This window comes from Clostridium sp. CTA-7, from assembly GCF_054768095.1.
On sequence record NZ_BAAAAV010000003.1, the window covers coordinates 140204 to 162873 of the forward strand.

The 22670-nt window shown below is 28.3% G+C and carries 27 protein-coding genes; 1 reads left to right on the forward strand and 26 read right to left on the reverse strand.

All coding sequences use genetic code 11. The features are described from left to right. Positions 1-64: 64 nt before the first annotated feature. The 20 genes from ACYUEX_RS06765 to ACYUEX_RS06860 all read right to left on the reverse strand — a co-directional run bounded on the left by ACYUEX_RS06765 (position 65) and on the right by ACYUEX_RS06860 (position 15133). Positions 65-502 carry a hypothetical protein gene (locus tag ACYUEX_RS06765; protein WP_460287204.1) on the reverse strand — a complete coding sequence of 146 codons (438 nt, stop codon included), beginning with the start codon at positions 500-502 and terminating at the stop codon, positions 65-67. A gap of 145 nt (positions 503-647) precedes the next feature. Beyond that, entirely contained in the window at positions 648-1169 is a 522-nt protein-coding gene (locus ACYUEX_RS06770; protein WP_460287206.1) for an NUDIX hydrolase, read from the reverse strand. Between the two features lie 84 nt (positions 1170-1253). Then, positions 1254-1658, reverse strand: a complete 405-nt coding sequence (locus ACYUEX_RS06775; RefSeq protein ID WP_460287207.1) for a nucleotidyltransferase domain-containing protein — start codon at positions 1656-1658, stop codon at positions 1254-1256. A 248-nt stretch (positions 1659-1906) separates the two neighbouring features. After that, on the reverse strand, positions 1907-3250 hold the full coding sequence (locus ACYUEX_RS06780) for a DUF4179 domain-containing protein (protein WP_460287208.1): 1344 nt from the start codon (positions 3248-3250) through the stop codon (positions 1907-1909). 4 nt (positions 3251-3254) lie between these two features. Further along, the gene (locus ACYUEX_RS06785; RefSeq protein WP_460287209.1) at positions 3255-3803 is read right to left on the reverse strand and encodes an RNA polymerase sigma factor; all 549 of its coding nucleotides are present in this window, start codon (positions 3801-3803) and stop codon (positions 3255-3257) included. Positions 3804-4181: 378 nt separating this feature from the next. Continuing rightward, entirely contained in the window at positions 4182-4658 is a 477-nt protein-coding gene (locus ACYUEX_RS06790; protein WP_460287210.1) for a DUF4829 domain-containing protein, read from the reverse strand. 208 nt (positions 4659-4866) lie between these two features. Further along, entirely contained in the window at positions 4867-5715 is an 849-nt protein-coding gene (locus tag ACYUEX_RS06795) for a PhzF family phenazine biosynthesis protein (RefSeq protein ID WP_460287211.1), read from the reverse strand. Positions 5716-5878: 163 nt separating this feature from the next. Further along, complete coding sequence (locus ACYUEX_RS06800; RefSeq protein WP_460287212.1) at positions 5879-6223, reverse strand: hypothetical protein; 345 nt, start codon at positions 6221-6223, stop codon at positions 5879-5881. Positions 6224-6289: 66 nt separating this feature from the next. Beyond that, on the reverse strand, positions 6290-6847 hold the full coding sequence (locus ACYUEX_RS06805; RefSeq protein ID WP_460287213.1) for a GNAT family N-acetyltransferase: 558 nt from the start codon (positions 6845-6847) through the stop codon (positions 6290-6292). Beyond that, positions 6844-7479 carry a CPBP family intramembrane glutamic endopeptidase gene (locus ACYUEX_RS06810; protein ID WP_460287214.1) on the reverse strand — a complete coding sequence of 212 codons (636 nt, stop codon included), beginning with the start codon at positions 7477-7479 and terminating at the stop codon, positions 6844-6846. Before ACYUEX_RS06810 ends, ACYUEX_RS06805 begins: the two co-directional genes overlap by 4 nt. 314 nt (positions 7480-7793) lie before the next feature. Continuing rightward, the gene (locus tag ACYUEX_RS06815) at positions 7794-8132 is read right to left on the reverse strand and encodes a DUF3784 domain-containing protein (RefSeq protein ID WP_460287216.1); all 339 of its coding nucleotides are present in this window, start codon (positions 8130-8132) and stop codon (positions 7794-7796) included. Between the two features lie 271 nt (positions 8133-8403). Then, complete coding sequence (uraA, locus tag ACYUEX_RS06820; RefSeq protein WP_460287217.1) at positions 8404-9693, reverse strand: uracil permease; 1290 nt, start codon at positions 9691-9693, stop codon at positions 8404-8406. A 122-nt stretch (positions 9694-9815) separates the two neighbouring features. Beyond that, positions 9816-10364 carry a lysozyme inhibitor LprI family protein gene (locus ACYUEX_RS06825; protein ID WP_460287219.1) on the reverse strand — a complete coding sequence of 183 codons (549 nt, stop codon included), beginning with the start codon at positions 10362-10364 and terminating at the stop codon, positions 9816-9818. Positions 10365-10397: 33 nt separating this feature from the next. Further along, entirely contained in the window at positions 10398-10961 is a 564-nt protein-coding gene (locus ACYUEX_RS06830) for a GNAT family N-acetyltransferase (RefSeq protein ID WP_460287220.1), read from the reverse strand. A 58-nt stretch (positions 10962-11019) separates the two neighbouring features. Beyond that, a complete protein-coding gene (locus ACYUEX_RS06835; protein WP_460287222.1) occupies positions 11020-11598 on the reverse strand; it encodes a DUF6434 domain-containing protein in 579 nt (192 codons plus the stop codon). A gap of 362 nt (positions 11599-11960) precedes the next feature. After that, entirely contained in the window at positions 11961-12107 is a 147-nt protein-coding gene (locus tag ACYUEX_RS06840; RefSeq protein ID WP_460287223.1) for a DUF2922 family protein, read from the reverse strand. A gap of 2 nt (positions 12108-12109) precedes the next feature. Further along, entirely contained in the window at positions 12110-12931 is an 822-nt protein-coding gene (locus ACYUEX_RS06845) for a hypothetical protein (protein WP_460287225.1), read from the reverse strand. A 64-nt stretch (positions 12932-12995) separates the two neighbouring features. Continuing rightward, complete coding sequence (locus ACYUEX_RS06850) at positions 12996-14186, reverse strand: serine hydrolase domain-containing protein (RefSeq protein ID WP_460287226.1); 1191 nt, start codon at positions 14184-14186, stop codon at positions 12996-12998. Between the two features lie 352 nt (positions 14187-14538). Then, positions 14539-14832, reverse strand: a complete 294-nt coding sequence (locus ACYUEX_RS06855) for a hypothetical protein (RefSeq protein WP_460287227.1) — start codon at positions 14830-14832, stop codon at positions 14539-14541. Next, on the reverse strand, positions 14825-15133 hold the full coding sequence (locus ACYUEX_RS06860; RefSeq protein ID WP_411167827.1) for a DUF2089 family protein: 309 nt from the start codon (positions 15131-15133) through the stop codon (positions 14825-14827). Before ACYUEX_RS06860 ends, ACYUEX_RS06855 begins: the two co-directional genes overlap by 8 nt. A 425-nt stretch (positions 15134-15558) precedes the next feature. On the opposite strand from ACYUEX_RS06860, the gene ACYUEX_RS06865 reads away from it, so the two are divergent. Continuing rightward, the gene (locus tag ACYUEX_RS06865) at positions 15559-16509 is read left to right on the forward strand and encodes a 5'-nucleotidase, lipoprotein e(P4) family (RefSeq protein WP_460287228.1); all 951 of its coding nucleotides are present in this window, start codon (positions 15559-15561) and stop codon (positions 16507-16509) included. 258 nt (positions 16510-16767) lie between these two features. Here the strand turns inward: ACYUEX_RS06865 and ACYUEX_RS06870 are convergent, their stop codons facing one another. The 6 genes from ACYUEX_RS06870 to ACYUEX_RS06895 form a co-directional block, all read right to left on the reverse strand. Next, a complete protein-coding gene (locus ACYUEX_RS06870; RefSeq protein WP_460287229.1) occupies positions 16768-16980 on the reverse strand; it encodes a hypothetical protein in 213 nt (70 codons plus the stop codon). Between the two features lie 236 nt (positions 16981-17216). Further along, positions 17217-17888 carry an ABC transporter ATP-binding protein gene (locus ACYUEX_RS06875; RefSeq protein ID WP_460287230.1) on the reverse strand — a complete coding sequence of 224 codons (672 nt, stop codon included), beginning with the start codon at positions 17886-17888 and terminating at the stop codon, positions 17217-17219. A gap of 12 nt (positions 17889-17900) precedes the next feature. Further along, positions 17901-19337: an ABC transporter permease gene (locus ACYUEX_RS06880; protein WP_460287231.1), complete on the reverse strand. Its 1437-nt coding sequence runs from the start codon at positions 19335-19337 to the stop codon at positions 17901-17903. Positions 19338-19747: 410 nt separating this feature from the next. Beyond that, positions 19748-21064 carry a sensor histidine kinase gene (locus tag ACYUEX_RS06885; protein WP_460287232.1) on the reverse strand — a complete coding sequence of 439 codons (1317 nt, stop codon included), beginning with the start codon at positions 21062-21064 and terminating at the stop codon, positions 19748-19750. 142 nt (positions 21065-21206) lie between these two features. After that, positions 21207-21869, reverse strand: coding sequence for a response regulator transcription factor (locus tag ACYUEX_RS06890; RefSeq protein ID WP_460287233.1), 663 nt, complete (start codon positions 21867-21869; stop codon positions 21207-21209). A 327-nt stretch (positions 21870-22196) separates the two neighbouring features. Next, entirely contained in the window at positions 22197-22658 is a 462-nt protein-coding gene (locus tag ACYUEX_RS06895; protein ID WP_460287234.1) for a hypothetical protein, read from the reverse strand. Between the last annotated feature and the right edge of the window lie 12 nt (positions 22659-22670).

Genomic DNA, 22670 nt, shown 5'->3' on the forward strand with positions numbered 1-22670 from the left:
TAAACTTCTATTTATATAAGTAGTTTATAAAAAAACTAATGCACATTGATATTTAGTTATATGGCTAAAGTTTAAGATTAGCATCTATTTTTTTATAAAGCTTTTTCTTTAAAAAATATTCTACGCTTATAAATACAGCAACTACTATTGCAAATTCAACTTCTAACATAATAACACTTACATTACTCATATCAGAAAAAGTATTAGCATTAATAATATTAGATTTATTTACTATTAATACTATTATAGTAATCACTAATGTGCATATCCCCGAAATACTCCATATTAAACTACATTTTTTATTAGCAGAAGCTAGTAAGTTTGTATTCTTATAAAAATGATTTTTACCCTCATCTCCAGCTCCAGCAAATATCATTGCTATAGGCATAAATAAATCTAATATTTTATTAGTCTTTTTATATAGACTATATTTATATAATAAACCTATACTAATCATTAGTAATGGAACAGTAATGTTACAAATTAAAATAAATGTCTTCATAAAACAACCTCCATATTTTATATTAATTCTATAAGCTCTAATACTTGTTAAAGCTGATTTGCACTAAAATTAAAATGAATTGGGGAATATTACATAATTGCTAAATTGAAATTTATTTAATTTGCATCATGCTCATTTTTAGATACTATTTTTTACTATGAGTACCCATGCAATTCTTCATATCAAACAATAATTCTATAAAGCTCTTGTAATATGGTATAAAATATCCTGCATCAATCATATTGATAATTTCATTTTTATCAGCCCACATAACCTTTTGAACTTCTTCATATTGTAGTTTCAAGTCATTAATATCAATATCATGTTTCACTAGATAAAAATCATCAAACCCATCTTCAAAATTAATTGTTAATGAAGGACGTTTATCTTTAAGATTCAGCTTATATCCTATTTCTTCGAGGACCTCTCGTTCAGCTGCTGATTGGCTACAATCCCCAGATACAGCACTGCCACCAACAGTAATGTCCCACAAATTTGACCACCCTTCTTTAAAAGGCTGCCTTTGCTGAATTAGCATCTTTCCATCTGAATTAAAAATGCAAACATGAACTACCATATGATAAGAATTTTCTTTAAATTTACTTCCTCTTATCATTGTTTCACCGGTTTTGATTCTATTCTTGTCATAAATATCCCAAATCTCCATTTTTCACCTCACCAAATATAAGTAATTTTTGCTTACCTTATAATTATAAATTTCTATTTTCCAATTTACTCTACATATTGGAATTTAGCTTTTAGAAATCTCCAAGTTACTGAAATAATGTTTTTTATCAATGCTAACTTTATAGCCATCACTTAATACTTTATACGTTCCTGCATCTAACGGACTTTCTATCCATGACGGATCTACAATACCAAATTCAATTTCTCTGCCTTCCTTATACCATACTCTAATTGAAGTACACTTTCCATAATATTCAGTTTGTTTTTTATCAATATTTCCAAATATTTTCGTAAAATCTTGATTTTTAATCATAGTTTCTTTGTTTGATGTAATTATGCAAAGGTCTATATCAGAAGTGTTCTTATTGGTTCCACGTGCATAAGAACCTACTATAATTACACTTTCTATATGTAAATCTCCTTTTGCCCATTCTTCAATATCTTTCAAAAAATTTTCTATCATAATCATATATCCTCTCTCAAATTTCTATTTTATCTATTAGTTAAATATAAACCACTGCATAATAATATAGATAAATGTTACTTTCTTAATATTATAATAACACAATTTTCCATCTATATTTAAATATTCTTTTAAAAGATTTAACACTACAAATGGCATATATTAGCTAACATACAAACTTCAAAACTGAATAATTTATAAGCCAAATAAAAAAAACTATGAAAATACTCATAGCTTTTTTAGTACTACTAAGATTACTTAAGTTCATCTAAGTTTATTTTAATGGTTTGATCTGTTAATAGTTCTAAATATTTTGGATGGAATAATGAAATAACAATATCATCAGATAAGCTTAGCTTTTTATATACATAGGTTGCTTTTATCTCCAAATCTCCTTTTACTTCTTTATTTATTATTTGTATTGGTAAATATTTATTAGAACCATTAAATATTTGTAAGTTTTGTTGTGTTGCTATATAACCTTTTAAGTCCATTGTAATTAAGGTTTTATCATCTTTATCTTCTATTTTTTCAACCTTTAAACTACCTAAATCTAATAAATCTAAATCTATTCCTTCCTTTAGACTATATTGTTTTTTTCTATCATTACCATCCCCTATAGGTCCTGAATTACTTGCAAAAGTTATAATAGATAGTGTTCCATTTTTACTAGGATTCTCATATTCCTCCCTTATTATAATGCCCTTTTCATTTTCATCATTAGTTTTACCTTGGTATTTCAAGATTCCTTTTTCACTATCCCATAAATATGTCATAAAATATATTCCATTATCTACTGAATAGCTACTACTATTAATCATTTCTAATGTTATTCCAGTTGGTGATTTAATTAATTTACTAATTTCTGTTGTAAGGCCATCTTTAGAAATATTTTTATTTATATCTAACTCCTTTTTAGGTACACTATTACTATCTAATGATATTTTTAATGGTTCTGCTTCAATTGATACAGATTCTACATTGTCTCCTTTTCCATATAAATCTATACTATTTATTTTTATATATCCTTCTAATTTTTCTGGCCAAGTATCTCTACTACTCGATTCTATTCCATAACTCATCATTCCAGCATAAGTATAATCGTCTACAAAGTCTTTTTGCTCTAACCCTCCCATGCCCTTTATATCAGCATTAATATTTAATTCAGTATTTAAATAATATACTTTCGTTCTATCTAATGGCTCTTTACTATTAATCTTATAGAAAAAAACTAATTTGCCCCCATCATAATATACATTTTCAATATATACATTATAATTTTCATTATTTATTGCATAATCTTCTCCTATAGAATTATTGCCATATCCCTTATCCACCTTATTATTTCTAGTAAAATACTCTAAAACTCCATTAACAAAAGGTATTTCCTTAGCACTTATTTTCCCAAATACCCCTAATGATATAGTACATATGAGCATTATACTTGCAGCAACTATAGCTCTTTTATAATTTAATAACTTTGACTTCTTTTTATTGTTTTCACAAACTGTTTTTGCAATCTCTTTAATATCCCAAGGTTCCTTAACATTTGAATTCCTAGCCATTTCTCTTAATTTTTTATCAAAATTTTCATCCATGCCGCTAATCCTCCTTTAAAATTTGATATAGCTTTTCTTTTGCTCTAAAAACTCTTGACTTGATTGTACCTTCTGGAATAGATAAAATTTCTGATATTTCCTTGTAAGATAAATCATCAAAATAAAACAATATAGTAGGAATTCTTAAGTCTTTAGTTAAGGATGAAACTGCATTGTAAAGATCTATTTTATCTTCAGAGCTAACTGAATATTTAGATATGTTTTCAATGTTCTCTGTATTAACTAACTTTTTATTAGCATTATATATCTTATTACATTGATTAATTAAAATTCTTATTGACCATGTTTTAAATAATTTTATGTCCTTTAAAGTGTGTAGTTTATTGTAAATTATTATAACTGTATTTTGAACTGCATCCTTTATATCCTCCTCAGAGGATAAAATCCCCTTTGCTACTCTATAATAAGCAGTTGCATTCAATTCAATTAACGATATGAAGGCTTCCTCTTCTCCTTTTTGGGCAAGCATTGTTATATGTTCAAAGTTATCTAATGTTTTATCTGTTATGCATAAAGATTTCAAAATTCTCACTCCTTTTACGTATATTAGATACTTAAAATTCATCAATAGTTTCATAATTTATGAAATTTTTTTAATAATTTTCAAATAAAAAACATACAAAAACCAAGGGATCTATCCCTTGGTTAATAGCTATAATATTACTCATTAAATATTGTAACATAATTTTCCATTACAACACATAACCCCAAAATATATACTTTCTTTTATCTTGATAAAAATAAATCCTATTTTTTAATTTGTGCAAATACAACTAAAATCAAAAATGATAAAATAGAAAAAAACAATCCTATAGAAAGTATAAATTATGTACAAAAAAAAGCCAATAAAACTAGCTAAGTTTTACTGGCTTTTCAATTTAATTTAAATAAAATTAATATTGTAAATTAATTACACGCCCATGTCGTCTATAAGCCATGGTGAGTTTTCATCTTTTCGTATAAGAAAATACCACCAATCATATATCCCACTATCTTGAGGACCCACTCCATCTTTTTTGTACTTTACTTCATACCTAACTTTGTAAATCTTAAGGTTATTTTCTGTTGTTCCGTTTATTTTACCCATTCCGTTATTTAAATAACCTTCCTTAATTTTTTCGTTCTTTTCCTCTTCAATGCTTATTATCTTGGTACTATCCAAATTTTCAAATCCCCAAACTACATTTGGAGCATTAAATCGCTCTGTTAAAGTAGTCAATAAATTATCCTTATTCTTCTCATTCTTATACTTAAAATAATTTTCTACTACAGTTTTAGCAGAATCATCTTTAAAATCGACTGTCCTATTACTTTCTTTTGAGCAACCCACAAGAGTAATAAAAGTTATAATAATAACCATAATCTCACGGGTTAGATTTCCTTTCATAATAATCCTCCAATAAAATTTTATCTATCCCCTATTCTAATACCATTACCAATCAAAGATGAATTTTTTCAGCTAAATGCAATTAAATATTAAAGAACATCTTTAATATTTAATTCGAAATAGGTTAAAATTAAGTGCTTTATTTGGATTGCACAATAAAAAATCGAAAATTCAATCTCTTAAATAATGTGATTTTTTACGCTTATTATTATAGTAAAATAGTTCCCTTTGCCAAAATAGCTACCTCTCCAGACACTAATATTTCTTTTTCAGAAATGCTCATAGAAACCTTAATTTTACTAGGTCTGCCGACAAATCTTCCTTGATTTATTATAATATCATGACCTACATTAAAAATATTATGCTTATATAAATATGCACCTAATGGTCCAGCTGCACTTCCTGTTGCAACATCCTCAACGTTTCCTTGATTATCCCAGGTCCGTCCTTCTATATAATTCACATCAAATATATAAGCAAATTTAGCACCTACTTCTTTTAACATTTCTTCAAATTTAGAACTAATTATTTTTGCATTCTCTATTCCTGAAGTTAATGGTACTAATAAGTATGGTAATCCCGTTGATACAACTTCTATAGGAAATTCTTCGCTTAAATTCTCTTCTGACAAGTTCAATGCATGTACATATTTATTTCTCTTCTCTTTTGAAACTTCACAGAGGAATTCCGCTTTTCCTTGATTCATTTGTACTTCATAATACTCCTCTATCTTTTTTGAATTAACTATAATTGTTTTTTGATTTAATTGAAATGTAATTGCTATATCTTCTTCATTTCTAAAAATATGACTATGAATAGTAGCAGCTGCTCCCAAAATAGGATGCCCCGCAAAATCCAATTCTTCATCTACTGTAAAAATTCTTGCACTAAATATACTATCATCTATTCTTCTCACAAAAATTGTTTCAAATTGCTTAAACTCTTGTGTTAATTTCAACATAAGATTATCCTCTAATTCCTCATTACAAAAAACAACAGTTAATCCATTGCCAGATAAAATTTCATTGCTAAAAACATCAACATGAAAATATTCCATTTTAATTCCTCCTTATATAAAAAATATAATTAACATTTATTTTACCTAAAATTATAACATATAGTGTAAATACCCCATTATTTAAATTTCAAAGAACATCTTTATCATTTACTACGCAAAAGTTCATATTTAATTCCATGTTATTTTTTAGATAAATTGAGATTTATCTCTTTGTTTTGATCATATTTGATATTTTTTCAATGGCGAATCCAATAATTGCTCCGACTATTGTAGTATTAACTGTTATCCATATAGCTCCACTCAAAGAAGATGAAAATGTATATATAAGAGAGGGCAAGGATACCAATAGAGAAATAACAATCCCTTTTAAAAACGAATTTATTTTAAAATCGCATGCAGATATTAACAAACCAATAGCTATCCATGTTGCCCCAGTTGATAAATATACTTTCGTATCAATACCTGCCGCAAACAATAAAAATGTAATATTTATTATTGCTCCGACGATTCCACAGATTATGCCAATAACATATTTGTTTACCTTCATTACAATCTCCTTTCAAATTCCTAAATTCTAATCTACATATTGGAATTTAGTCATTACATTTTATACTCATACTCTACATTCTAACTGACAGTCACATGGTTCTTTTGCTACGTGTTCCTTATTGTATTCCTGTGCTTCTACACATCCCATTGCACGGTAGAACGCTTGGCTCTCTACTGCCGAATGCCCTGAAATATATAGTTTCTGTGCTCCATGCTCTTTTGCCCATATTTTTGCCCGTTGAAACAATTCTTTCCCTATACCTTTTCCTCTCATATCTTCTGAAACGTGAATGTTAGATAAATCTAAATACTCTTTGTTTTTACCAAATAGATTAGGTTCTATCGATACAAAGCCTTTTAAGTCTTTGTTAAAGAATGCTCCAAGTACCAATCCACCAGTTGTCACCGTGTTTTTTAAAGTGATAAACAGCTCAGCGTATTCTTCTTCCGTCCAGTCATCGATAAAAGCAATTTCTTTGATACACCACTTGCCGTCGATTTTTCTCCAACACTTTGTTACCTTTTGATGACGCTGAAAGTGAGAAAATAGTTCCCGATTAATAATTTCTGTATTTATTTTAATATATTTCATATCACCCTCCAAAGTATAAATAATCTTCATCGTCCGAAGATATTCATAATACCGTGCAATATCATTGTTGAGTAACAATTTTTTGTTTTTAATCTGAGGGCACCAAGAACAATACCAAAACACAGACCAGTTATCATCTTCCAAATCATCACATTTGCAACTCCCTTGGTTGTGCGAAAGGCAATTGCGTCTATATATCCCAAATGCCAAACAGTAAAAAGTAATGTTGAAATGATAAATGTCATCCATTCCTTTTTGAAAAGATCATTGAGCCTATTCCACACATAACCTCTGAAAATCATTTCCTCAAATACTGGAGTCACGATGCTACTATATAACATGAGAATTATGGTTTGAATGCTTTTATCACATGTGATGAACGGCGTAGAAATAAGCAAACACCCAAAAATAAAGGTTGCTACAATATAAAATAATCCAAATTTTTCTGGAAATATTGAAAGAGGTGATTTCGATTTCTTTGCTATAAAAATAAGCACAACTGTCAATATCAACATACCAAGCATGGTTGCAACATTATCTGTATAGTTATTTCGTTCAACAAAAAGAAAACCAATTTGTTTCAAGATTATACGTAACAGTTGAATTACAACTAATAGTGTTACGAAGAACGCCGTATTTTTTATGATCTTGATATCATTCAATTTCTATTACTCCTTTCCAAGCAAGAATTATAAAACAATCCTCAACTCAAATTACTCAACAAATTCCTATTTATATATTAGTTTATTAAATAACTATCTCATAAATAACTCCACACCATTATAACATATTCTTCCAGTAACATCTGTTCAATTTTAAAGAATATTTGCATCATACTTTCTGCATATTACAACATAAAAAAATATCGCAAATTCATTTCTGAATTATGCGATATTTTTTATGTTATCTATTTTTAACTTAATAGTATGATATTAAGAATTTTCTCATAAACTGTAATTTCAAATGAAGATTATGCTTATTTTCTGTACTTACGCTTCTCAGTTTTCACAGCATCCACAATCGCATAAACTATAACAAAACCTATTGCAAACCACATCAAAATGTATGGCCACTTCCACAGCGTAAATATGTGCAACGACAAAAGAGCAAAGACCACAGCTAAGCAGGCAAATACAACGGTAACAAGCTTATATTCTGCTTTTTTATCTGCTTTCTCCCTTTCTTCTTTCGAAAGCCATAAATATGAATTTGAAAAAATAGGGCCTCTACATCTTGCTGTAAATGAGACATAAACCACTAAAGCAATAGCAATAAATCCTACAATGCAACCTGAAACAATGCGCCATGTTTCCATATCATCACCTCACAAAGTATAAATTTTCTTCCTATGAAACAGCCAGTCGAATTCCTATTTATATATTCGTTTATTAAACAACTATCTCACAACTTTATATTATTATAACATATTTTCCCAATAATATCTGTTCAATTTTAAATAATATTTGCATCGTACTTTCCACATATTGCAAAATAAAAAATATCGCATAATTCATTTCTGAATTATGCGATATTCTAATACGCTATCTATATTTAACTTAATTATTCCAAATACTTATGAACTACCCTTATGATTCTTCATTCATAATTCCTAACTTATCAAATATTATAAATGCTAAGTTTAAAGCAATTCCAACTACAGCTGCTAGTCCCATTCCTTTTAACTCTACAACACCTATACTTAATTTTATACCACTTAATCCAACCATAAAAATAACTGATGTAAGGATTAAGTTTCTTGATTTTGAAAAGTCTACTTTCTCTTCTATAAAAGTTCTAAGTCCAGATGTAGCTATAGTTCCAAATAATAATAAGCTAACACCACCTACTACTGGAGTCGGTATTGTACTTATTATAGCTGAAAGCTTACCTGAAAACCCTAATATGATTGAAATTATTCCTGCACCACATATTACATATACACTATATACCTTTGTTAGTGCCATAACTCCTATATTTTCACCATATGTAGTAGTTGGTACTGATCCAAACATACCTGAAATCATAGTTGATAATCCATCTCCTAAAAGTGATCTATGAAGTCCAGGATTTTTTGATAAATCTTTACCTACTATGCTACTAGTAACCTTTAAGTGTCCGATATGCTCTGCTATTACTACGAATGTAGCTGGAAGTATAGTTAATATAGCTGTTATATCAAACTTAGCCATTTTTATTTGTGGTACTGTAAAGAACCCTGCATTGCTTATAGAAGTAAAATCTACAAGTCCCATAAAACAAGCTGTTATATAACCAACAACAACTCCTATTAAAATAGGTATTACCTTTAAAAATCCTCTAAGTAATACACTACTTAATATAACTGTTGTAAGAGTAATCATTGATACTATAACCCAAGTTGTGTTAAGTTCTGGTGAATTTGATCCTCCAACTGGGAAACCTGCCATATCAGCTGCTGTACTAGCAAGCTCTAATCCTATTATAGTAACTATTGCCCCCATTGCAGCTGGTGGAAATAATTTATCAATCCAGCCTGTACCTGTATAACCTACAATAATTGCAACTATTGAAAAAACAAGACCTGAAACTACAAAGCCTCCTTGTACAGTTTGAAAACTATAACCTTCACTAAGTAATAAAAATGTTGGAGCTAAAAAAGCAAAACTTGATCCTAAATACGCTGGTATACCTTTCTTTGTTATAAAGGCATAAAGTAAAGTACCAATTCCATTGAAAAATAGTACTGTTGTTGGATCAATATTAAACAAGATAGGTACTAAAATAGATGCGCCAAACATGGCAAATAGATGTTGAATACTTAATGGAATTGCCCTCCCCATTGGAACTTTTTCATTGACATCAACCATTAAAATTTCATTTTCTGACGTTTTTTTCATATTATTGTCTCCCTTCTTAGTTTCTCAGAACTAAATTAAAAGTGTTTTTTCAAATATATCATTTTTTTTATTAAAATACAATATTTTTTTTAGTTTAATAAATAAAAAAGCTTTATATATTTTTACTTCATATATTTATTAACTAACTCATAGCATCTTTCCTTAGTACTTGCTGCTAAGCTCGTTACTCTTTTTAAAGGTGCTATTGTTCCACCTTTGTTAGCATCAGCAGCTGCCTCACTTTTTTCATCTCTAGTCTTAATCCAATTAAGCTCTTCATCTCTTAATTTATCCATTTTTTCTTTTGATAATTGTTTCTCTAATTCAGCATAAGCTTCATTTAACATGTCATCCCACTGTTTAAATTCTTCATTAGCTGCATCAATCATATCTTGAGTTGCAGGACTAGCATATTTTTCTTTTAATGATATTTTTAAATCAGCTTCTAACTTATTTAATTTTTCTAAATATATTTGCTTCGTTGAATATGTGTTGTTATTATCATTTGATGAATCACTTCTATTTTCATTTTCTATCTTTTCTGAAGAAGTTACTACTTTTTCTTCTTTATTAGTTTGTTCTTCCTTTTCACTTAATCCATTACTACATCCCACTAAAAATAATGCGCATGTGCCTAAAATACAAATCTTACTTTTAATAAATTTACTCATAATTCTTCTCCCTTATTTTCATTGTTATTAAATTTATCTCTTTAAAAAATAATATGATGAATATTTTCTTCCGTCATGTCCAATCAATTTATTATCTGTAAGTGAAAAATCAAGTTTCTTTAATGCAGTTATCCTTTTAGTTGCCATATCAATAGCCTTTGTTGCCACCATGTCACAATCAAATAGTGAATATACTTCATCAATAATTAAGTTTAAAATATTTATTATTATTTCTTCTTCTTCATAATCACTTCTTAAATCCAAGCGAAGTAAACCACAATTATTAAAATAATCTTCTGAATCTCTATGAAATAATTCTATTGTGCCTATTACTTCATTTATATCTTTATCAATAATTGACCACCTTACAAATCCCTTACGATCATATTCAAATTTCCAATAATCAATAGCTTCTTTCATTCTTTTTTCAGAAATATAATAAAAATCATCTCCACCACAATTATCACTATTAAATATGGGCACTGCCTTTATGTCAGAATAAACTTTTAATAAATCATTACAATCATCTTCCAAAACTGATCTTAACTTATATCTATCATTTTCAAATTCTGGACAATTAAAATAGACATTACACATAATAATCTCCCTTTCAAATTCCTATTTTTTAACCCACTCTACATATTGGAGTTTCAAACTATATAGTCAATACAATTAAATCTGTTTTTTCATACCGATTATGCCCTTTCAATCCTTTTTTATATTTCCAACACTTAATTGCATCTTCAAGAGATCTGCCCTCATTATTAGCAAAAAAATCTCTAATATAAGTGTTGTATTCAAACTGTCTATCTATGGTTGTTCTTACTTTTTTCTTTTCTTCTAAAATTTGATAATAGGCATCTATTGCCTCTTTATATGTCTTTCCTGTGTTTTCTTTCAACCACTTTTGAAATGTCACAGGGAAAGAAAATGAATCTCCAATTTTTTTCTTAAAAAAGGCTCTGTGCTTTTCTGAACAAACGAAATTATCTTCAATTTTACTTTCTTCTGTTATAGTTTGAACATTAATTACTTTTGTTTTCTTTCTAGATTCTGATTTTCTCTTTTCTCCTGTATCTAAAAAATGTGAAATTCTATCAGTTAATTCAATTTTGCCACCACTTGTTGATAGTCCCTCGTTTCTGCAAAATGTAACAAGCTCTTCTTTCAGATAGTAATACTCTTGAAAAGTTTTACTATTCAAATCTCTATTTAATATTGGTCTTTTAGTCATTCATCTTCTCCTACAAATTCCTATTTTATCTATTAGTTAAATATAAACTACTGCATAATTTAATATAGACAAATGTTATTTTCTTAATATTATAATAACATGATTTTCCATTTGTATCTAAATATTCTTTAAAAGTATTTCTCACTACAAATCTCATATTAATTCACTTATGTATTCACAGAAATAATAAAAGCTATTGTAAACCACATTTTTTATGGTTCACAATAGCTTTGTATATTAAAGGGAACTCCTTCTCACATGCGTTCCAAGGAGTAAGTTCGAATAGCTAAATCATAGATTTAGATTCTCACTTAAGTAGTTACCTTATTTGTTTCTTTAGTAACTACTTGAGCTGAAACCTTTTATGTTAAGGCTCCAGCCTCTGTTTTTATAAGCTTATTTGCTATTATATTATCTATTAATTCTAATATATCTCTAATAGCTACATCTTCTTTTACATATATAACAGAAAGATTGATTTTTTTGCCTAAAATATCTTTAAAAGACATTGCTACTTTTTAATTTGTGCAAATACAGCTGAAATTAAAAACGATAAAATAGAAAAAAACAACCCTATAGAAAGTATCAGTATTAAAAAGCTATTAAATAATATAAGCAATCTAAAAATGAAACTTTTATATGAATAAAAAAGCATTAATATTATGCTAATAAGTATTGATAATAAAAAAATTGTTATTAATCCATCCTTTGAATTTTTTAAATCAGCTTTGCTTAATGTCATATGAGTGCTTACTGAAAATGCTATTATAATAAATATCCAAAATCTCACATTTGTAAAGTTTTCTATAGTAAATATATACTTTAAGCAATTTTTTAAAACATCTATTATGAAGCTAATATATCCTGCTAATGTTGTGAATTCTAAAGAAGCTAGGAAATTACTTATTGTCTTACCTTCTAAAATTCTTATAAAAGTAGTTGGTAACAACAATCTTATAGATAATATTAAAACTATCGCACCTACAAATATTGGAGCTACCCCTATAAAAAAGTTACCTATTCTTTGATAAATGCTCTTTTTATTATAGGAATGCTGAACTTCACCTAAAACACCACTTTCATTTAATTTAAATGAAAATAGCTTAACCTTGTCCACCTTATGAAGAAATATAATGCACATTATATAGTGACTAAGCTCATGTACAGTAGTTCCAATAAAATTTGTTGCAATTATTCCCTTTTTCCCAAAGGTCTTTAATAAATTAATATTTGTTTTTCCTTGAATATAACCAATTAAGAATCCAAAGACTAAGAAGCTTCCTACAATACTTAATGTTAGAATTAAGCTTAATTTTATAATATTTAATATCATATTTTATCTTTAGTGAAGGAATGTATCGCAAGTAACAATCCTCACTAACTCTCCTTTTCTTATATTATTTTTCTATAACTTCATTTATTAGGCTTGTATGATATTGTGCATCTAATGGGCCTGTTGTTTTACCGTTATTTTCTAAAACTATTATTGTTGTATCATTACTTACATTATATTCTGTATTTGAACTAAATCCGTCTATACATCCACTATGTCTTATAATATTATCATGTATAAAAAGTCCATACCCATAACAATCAACAGGAGTTGTCATTTCCTTATAAGATTTTTCTGACACTATGTTACCTTTATGTAACATTCTACTCCAACGGAACATATCAAAAATATTAGCATGAATATCTCCAGCTGCATAAGTAAATTTAGGGTTAGCTGCTATTTCTCCTGACACATCGCTTCCATGACCTTTAGCATCTAAATTCTCCATTTCCATACTACTAGTTGTCATTTTAGCAGGCTTAAATATATATTTATTTATATAATCTTCATAAGACAAACCACTGGCTTCTTCAATAATTAATCCAAGTAAGTAATAATTTGTATTGCTGTAGTCGTAGGCTTCACCTGGTTCAAAGTATAACTCTGTTAGATATAGATTTTTTAATATCAAATCCTTCGACCATCTCTTATCTTCAACATATTTATCAAAATAGCTACTATTTTCATAATCTTTAAGAATTTTTAAAGTCTCTTCATCTTTCATGAATACATCTATTTCATTAAGATAATCAGGAATTCCTGATCTCATTTGCAATAAATTCTTTACAGTAATCTTATTTCCATACTTATACTTTGGAAAATACTTATCTATTGTATCATCAAGATTAATTTTATTTTGTTCAACTAATTGCATTACTGCTGCTGCCGTAAATTGTTTTGTATTTGAGGCAATAGAAAATCGTGTTGTCAACTTATTTTCTCTCTTATCATCAGCATCTGCATATCCATATGCCTTAGCAAATTTAATATTATCTCCCTCTGCAACAAGTGCTACTCCTTGAAATCTATTATTAGCTGCCTCTTCATCTAAAAATTTTTCTAAATCTTCATATCCTGGCTCAACAACTTTTTCAATATTTGCTTCGACATTTTCTTTAGTTTGTTCTTTTTCTTTAATATCCCCCTGAGCACTTACATTCTTTGTGTTATCTACAGATCTTTTGCTACATGCAGATAAAGTTAACATACAACTACAAATAAGTGCTGTTCCTAATAATAAATATCTCTTCTTCATAATTCCCCCGTTAGATTTTTTCTCTCCATACTATTTTAACACTTGTTCTTAATAATATAAAGTTAACAATTTCGGGTAGCAATGATATACTTTGTTTATTTCGTTAAATTAAGGCATCTGAAAATAAATAATAAGTCAAAGATGGGAAGTATATTTTGAGTTAGACAAGGAAACAGGTTCCACAGATAGTAGCACTATCTAAGGGTTCTGTTGACGCAGTATAACACAAAATAGACGAGCATTCTGACTTATTTATTTTTTGAAGATGCCTAACTTAAAAAAATGTTTTATCAATTTTATAACCTCATTATGCAAATAAAAGAAGATACTAACTCACGCTAGCATCTTCTGATTATAAATCTTTGCTCTTCATTTTATTTAATTCTAATTCTTTCTTTTCTTTAATCTTTTTTCTTCCCTCTTCCCATATAGAAAGTTGTATAACTATAAGTATAATGAATGGGGATAAATTTCTTATACTAAATTCTATTTTTCCAAGATTAAATACTCCTATTGCAAATAGTAATGATATTATTGGCAAAATACCTCCTAATATCCAATTTTCACGTTTGCTTAATATATTTTGTATAATTAACATAACTGTACCAGCTCCAAATGCTATAATAAGCTCCATTGAATCATTCATTTTTATTCTCCTTACATTCCTCATTATATTTCTCTATAATTAACTTAGCAGTTTCAATATCAATCTTTGATTCAACTGCTAACCCCTTAATAAATGTTTGAAATGGCTCCTCCTCACTTTTATCATTTAATTCTATCTTTTGAATAAGTTTATCTAATCTTAATCTTACAGTTGGGTACGAAACATCATATAATTTTGCAATCTCCTTTAAAGAACCTGATTTTAATGCAAAATTTTTTAAAAACCCCAAATCTTCCTTTTCTAAAGCAAATACCCATTTAGGAATTTTATCAATATCCATTTCAAGCCTCCTTTCTTTAATAATGTTAAGTATAACATTAATTTTATTAAAGTCAATATTAATTTATTTTTAAATTTTATTAATAAAATTTAATTTAAGACAGCTAAAAAGTAGCTAAAAGTCAATGATTTTCAGAGTTTATTTAATTAAAAATACTTCATGTCAACTGAAGTAAATTCTTCAATATAACATTTACATAATCTAGCCTTTAGCACCGCATATTTCAGAAATTTAATTTATAATTAATTATAGTTAAATAATTTAACCAAAAACATTATTCAATATAATGCAATATTGACAATTTATGGAAATAATAGTATTGTTAAATATGTACCAATCATTTATTTTTAATTACAATTACTACTTGTTTTACTTATAAGAAAATATGAATAGTATTTTTAAAATATTTAGGATGGAGGATTGTTATGTTTAAGAAAAATGGAAAAGGGTCTATATTATTACTTGCAACTCTATTAATAATGTGTGTTAGTGCATTGGTAATAGGTTGTAATGCAAAACCAAATGATGAAAAAGCAAATAACACTGAAAAAATTACAAGCAATGAAGGTTCTGTTACAAATGACTGGAGAAAAGAATCATATATAAATGGTATTCTTTATCAATTATCAGCCGAAGTTAAAGGTTTACAATATCAGGCATATAAACTTGCAAGAGTACAACTTGATAAAAGAATTGCTGAAAGAGAAGCTGGTACGTATAAAAAACCAATTGCTATAATTTCAGATATTGATGATACACTTGCCTCAGACTGTAATTACATTGCTGGAATTGTGATGCAGGATGAAAAATGGGACAACGGACCTTGGAATGGTTATTATGATTCAATCGCTTCAACTTCAAACGTTGCAATCCCAGGTGCTGTTGAATTTATGAACTATGCAGCTGATAATGGAGTAGAAACATTTTATATTACTAACAGAGAGCATGATCAGCTTGATTTATCAGTAGCTCAGCTTCAACGTTTAGGTTTCCCTAATGCTGATAAAGAACATATACAAGTTTGTAATGAAAGTGGATCTTCAGATAAAACAGAAAGAAGAGAAAATATCCTTAAGGATTATGAAGTTGTTATGTATTTAGGAGATAATATTGGTGACTTCACAGAAGATTTTTCAAGAGAATTAGGTACAGTAAAGAGAACCGAACTTGCTTCTGACCCTAAATATAAAGATCTTTGGGGAGATAAATGGATAGTACTACCAAATGCAACTTATGGAAACTATGTTGACGCAGTATGGAATAATAAAAAAGATTTAACTGAAGCTGAAAAAGTCCAAGCTATTAAAGAAATCTTAAATAATTATAGTTATACAAACACTGATAAATATGAACAATGGTATAAACTTGGAAATTAAATTACTTAAATCATAGTTTCATCTAAAGTAGTATTGTAGTAATAATATTTGATTTAAGGATCTAAAAGCTCATATGTAGTTAAAAAATTTACATATGAGCTTTTAGATCTTACATTTCTTCTTCTAAAATTTGAACCTTTAATATTTGTTCTTAATAATATATAGATGGATGTTAAAATATACCCTACAGAATAGACTTTTAATCTGCTACTGCGACAGCCCCATTTAAAATAAACCATATATTATTCGTAATGTTATTTATATATGACTCTTCTTTGATTTCTTAATTCTGTTAATAAAGGTTTTTAAAAGTGAAACCAATATAGATACAACTCCTCCTAAGGCGAAGAATAGTTGTATATTGCCTGTGAATAAACCAACCAATACTCCAAGTCCTACTCCATAAGCTAAAAACATAGCTAAAACTTGTATTTCTTCATCTGACAAAAATAACCTACCATTCCACTTCATCTCTAAAACACTTCCTTTATCTTCAATATCTTTATTGCCTTATCCTTACTTTATGCCACTATATCATTATCATCCTTATTAGTAGGAGTACCTAATAAATAGGGACCATCAGTATTACTGGATCTTTATAATTAAATGTAATATCTTTCCTAATAGCAAAATTCTCAATAGTAGCAACTGGAAGGCATTGTTGAATGATAATAATAACTTCTTTTAATAATAAACTAATAAAATCTTTAAGCTATAACAAGTTTCCCACTCTTCAGTTTAAGTTTAACATCTGATTGATCTGCTACGTCGTTTGAATGTGTAACAACAATAATACATTTGTTGTTTTCATGAGCTAAAGCTTTAAATAGTTTTATTATCTCAATAGCTGTGTCATGGTCAAGATTTCCTGTAGGTTCATCGGCAAAAATTATATCTCCTTCTGTGGCTAATGCACGAGCTATGGCAACCCTCTGCTGTTGTCCACCACTTATCTTTAATACGCTCCTTTTAATCTCTTCTCTTGTTAATCCAGTTTTTTCTAATAAAGCAGAAGCTTTTTGTTTTCTGTTTTCTATTTTATTTTTAGTTATTTCCATTGCTGTTACAACATTTTGTAAAGATGTCATATATGGTATAAGATTATAGGATTGAAATACTATGCCTATGTTCTTATTTCTAAAGTTATTTAAGCCTAAAGTATTAATATTTTTACCATAATATAGTATTTCTCCAGATTTAGGTGTGTCTAAGCCGCTAATTAAGGAAAGAAGTGTTGTTTTACCTGACCCAGAGGAGCCTAATATAGTATAAAACTTTCCTTTCTCAAAGCTGAAATCAACATTATTTAAAATAGATATTTTTTTTGAAGCATCTTGATAATGATAACTTATATTTTTTAATTCTAATATTGCATTCATTTCTATACCTCCTTATTCATTCTTTAAAAGAATTGTTTTAGGGTTGAATCTAAGTATTAATACTGTTGGAACCGTTGTAGCTAAAATTACAATTAGAAATCCTATTAAATATAATTTTTGAAGGTCGCTTGAACTTACGCCAACATCAATTGTGTCTATGGCATCAACCTTTTCGTTCATTGTTCCCCCAGGCCCAACCATCACTATTCCTGAGTTTGAAGGTTGCGGACTTTTTTCTTTTTCAGAGACCTTCATTTCATTCTGTAATAGATTAGTCCCTATTTTCTGTGCTACTGCATTTCCTGTAAATGTTGATATACTAAAAGCTATACAAGCAACAATCATGATTTCTACTAATAATTGACTAATAATTTTAAGTCTACTTTCTCCCATAGACATTAATACACCAATTTCGTACCTTCTATCCTTAAGTGATAAAATTATTATAAGTGATAGAATTATTGCACCTGCAATGGCAACTATAATAACCATTGTTTCTGAAAATGATCCAACATTTTCAATAGGTCCCATCATCTGTTTATACAAAGAGTCCTTTGCATCTAATTTATAATTTTCTAAATTGATACCTGAAGCTTTTACATCATTTTTAAAGCTTTCAATGTTCATAGGATCATCCATGTAATATATAGCATTTTCAATAGTATCTGCTTCTCCTCCAGACGAGGAAGAATTCAATTGTGCTGTAACAGAAATAGGCACATATATTTTATTATAGGGACTTAAAAATGTCATCGCATCCATCATAGGATTTGATTCAATTTTTTCAGCTGTATATATTCCTACCACTTCTAATTCTAAAGTATTTTTTCCTTCTAAGTTTTTTACTTTTATTTTGTCACCAATCTTTAACTTATTTTCATCTGCTAGTTTTTTCTCTATAACGGCTACATTTTTTCCTTGATCGCTCTCTGTTAAGTTTCTTCCTTCAATCAGCTTACTTTTTCCCTCAGTAAAGTCAGGAGAAAGTTCTGTATATAAATTGCCTTCTAATGATACATCCGGCTGAGCCATATCTTCGGGACCACTAAATGATGATATCACAGAGGAATTCTTATCATCCTTCTTATCATCTTGTTCTTTCACAACAGGTTTAAAACCTTCTGCTGTAGCCAATCCTGAGGATGAGTAATTATATGCTTTGACATGCTCTAAATCCTTTAATTTATCTGCGTCCTTAATAGTTAGTGGAGTTATGTCCAGTTTACCACCTTTATTACCTGATTTAGCCATTGCTTTTTCAAAATCAACGCTAAGAGATACAGCACCACCAAGTTTTTTTCTAGCAAGCTCGCCTGATTTAACAGTAGCAGATCGTATTGCTAAACCAGCAAGAACCATATTGGCTATAACACTTAAAATTACAATTAATATTATAGTTTTCATCCTTCTTTTAGTAACACTTAATATTGCTCTTTTTATGAAGTTCATTATTATTCCTCCTATTTTTAATCTTTAGGCATCTGAAAATAAATAATAAGTCAACGATGGGAAGTATATTTTGAGTTAGACAAGGAAATAGGTTCCGCAGATAGTAGCACTATCTAAGGGTTCTGTCGACGCAGTATAACACAAAATAGATGAGCATTCTGACTTATTTATTTTTTGAAGATGCCTTATTACATTATTAATTGTAAATTTGTATTGTGTAGTTACTGTGAAGTCTAAGTGTTTTTAAAATGAAAAAGTTCACCTATGTAAATTTTGCTTATTCCGTCGCTTTGCTCCAAGTCAACGCAAAATTACATAGGTGAACTTCAAAACTGAAGGATGGAAATTATAAAAAGTTATTCACAGGGTAAACTTTTTATAATTTCCTAAAGAATGAAAAAAACAGAAGCTTAATTGCTTCTGTTAAATATAATTTTAAAACAAACTCCTAAATCGGTATTGCCCATTTTATACTCTATTCCATGAGCTTCAAATATGGTCTTTACAATATATAACCCTAACCCAGTACCTCCAGTACTTCTGCTTCTAGATTTTTCTATACGATAAAAAGGATTAAAGAGCTTTTCAAATTCAGTTTCATCTATATGTATCCCTGTATTTTCAACAGTTAACACTACCTCATCTTTTTCTACCCACAATTTTATAAAGACCTTCTCATTTCCTGCTGTGTGTATAATAGAATTATTAATAATATTAGATATTGCCTTTTTAATTAGTTTTTCATCTACCCGAACATAAGCCTCCTCAGATATTTCTAGATTTAAACTTATATACTTTTCATTTGCAATATAAATAAGTTTTTCAATACAATTATTAACTAGATATGATAGATTTATTTCAGTGTATTGTGGTTTAAACCCATGATCTTCAAGTTTTGATACTTCCAGTATTTCTCTAACCATTAATTCCATATCATTCAAGACTACTAAGGCTCTATTCATATATTTATCTCTATCCCTATAAGCTCCAATATTTCCAAGCATACCTTCAAGTTGCCCCTTTATTATTGTAATAGGTGTTTTTAATTCATGTGAAATTGTAGCAGTAAATTCTCTTCTTTTTCTTTCAATTTCCCGTTCTCTTTCAATGTCATCCAAAAGCTTTAAATTAGTATTTTTGAGTTCATTCATAGTATACTGTAAATTAGAAGCTAATTCATTTAAGCTTAAGGCAATTTCCCCTATTTCATCCTCACTATTTACCTCACAGCTTTTTTCAAAATCTAAAGCAGCTAGATGTTTAGCTGCGTTATTTATTTTAAGTAATGGCTTAGTAATTATTTTTGAATATATAAAGGCTCCAACAACTGATATAATAAGGACTACAAGGCCAATTAATGGTAGCAAATTAAAAATAACCTTTGAAGCTTCATCTATTGGCTGAAGTGGTACTACAACATTCATAGTATAGCTTCCATTATTATTTAAAAAAGTTAGCTGTCTTGAAACCATATAGGTAGAAGGAGATATACTATTACCCGAAATTACAATGCTACCTGTTTGGAATGTATCCATGGATTGAGACGTATTATCTATAATACCTTGATCTAATGTAGACATTTCTATCATATTAAATGGTAAGTATACAAGCCTTCCTAGACTATCCTGTATAGTCAAACTAACAGTATATTTAACACTGAACTCATCAAAGTATTTTTTAGCGTCATTAATTGAAAGCTTTGAAACAGTGTTTTCTAGTTTATTCAATCCTGTTTCAATAGTACTTTGTTTATATTTATAATAATAGCTTGGTAGTAAAAAATATAATATTAAATAGATGCATAAAGTTGATATTATTAGTAAAACAGATGTAATTTTAAAGATTTTAAAAGTAATACTTTTTTTTGTACTATTTTTCAAGTTTATAGCCAACACCTCTAATCGTTTTAATATAATCAACCTTTAACTTGCACCTTAAGTTTTTAATATGAGTGTCAATAACCCTAGCATCCCCATAAAAATCATAGCCCCAAAGTTGATTTAATAGCATTTCTCTTGTTAAAATCTTGCCTTTATTTTTAATAAAAATTTTTAGCATATCAAACTCTTTAGCTGTAAGTTCAATCTCTTCTTCACCTACCCACACCTTAAAGCAGCTAGCATCTAGTATAATATTTTCAAATCTAAATTTAACATCATCATCTACTGCTTTTGTTCTCCTAAGTACTGCTTCAACTCTTTTAATTAAAAGATTAACTGAAAAAGGTTTCGTTATATAGTCATCTACTTTTAATTCAAAACCTTTTATTTGATCTTGTTCCTCTTCTAAAGCAGTTAACATTATTATTGGTATCTTAGATGTCTTTCTAATAATTTCGCATACAACAAAGCCATCAATTTTCGGAATCATAATATCAAGAATCACCAAATCAAATTTACCTGAATTAAATTTCTCAATACCTTTTAATCCATCCTCAGCCACTTCAACAACATAGCCACTTTCACATAAAAACTCATGTAATATTTCTTGTATATCTAAATCATCTTCAATTACAAGTATACTTTCATTCATTTTTTCACCTTCCTATCTTAATTATTATAAAATATAATTGTGTTTTTTCTGTGAAGTTAGAGATTTTAATATTACACATAAAAATACCGTATATATTAACTTTTAAAGCTACTATGTACGGCAAAACAAACTATGTATTACTTATGTAGTTTTTTAATTCAATCATAGATTTCTATTCTCTACACTATTTTTAATATATTAATAATATCAAAAATTTTATATTTGTACAATTAAGCATAGAAAGATATTGCAAACAAAAAAAATAAGTATCCAAACTCCATTTAGACCTTCTCCCTAGTTGTTATATTTAAAATACTTTTGCACAATCTATTTTGTATATTTTAGCTTTGCTTTCTCAAATTTTACTCCAGATAATAAGAATAATATCCCTGAAAGGAATAATGCAAGTCCTAAACCTATATAAAAGCTTCCAAGATATATAGGATTTACTATACCAGAATTTCTTAATAATATTCCGAATGTTATCATAAATGCCATAATTAAATATGATTTAAAATCAAAAAATGAAAAAACACAGTGTTTACCTAAAGTACTATTAATTATTCTCACCATATGCTTCTTTACCATTTTGCTAAATATAAAATTATAAAAAATAAAGAAAACTATAGAAGAAATAATTAAAAATGGAATTGGATTTTTCGCATTTCTAAATAGATCTTCAACACCAAGATTTAATACATTACCTCCAGCAATCCCCCATAAAGCTCCTCCTAGTATAAAAAGTGTTCTTTTATTAGCTTTTATCTCAAATTTTTCTAATAGTTCCATTACTATCATCTC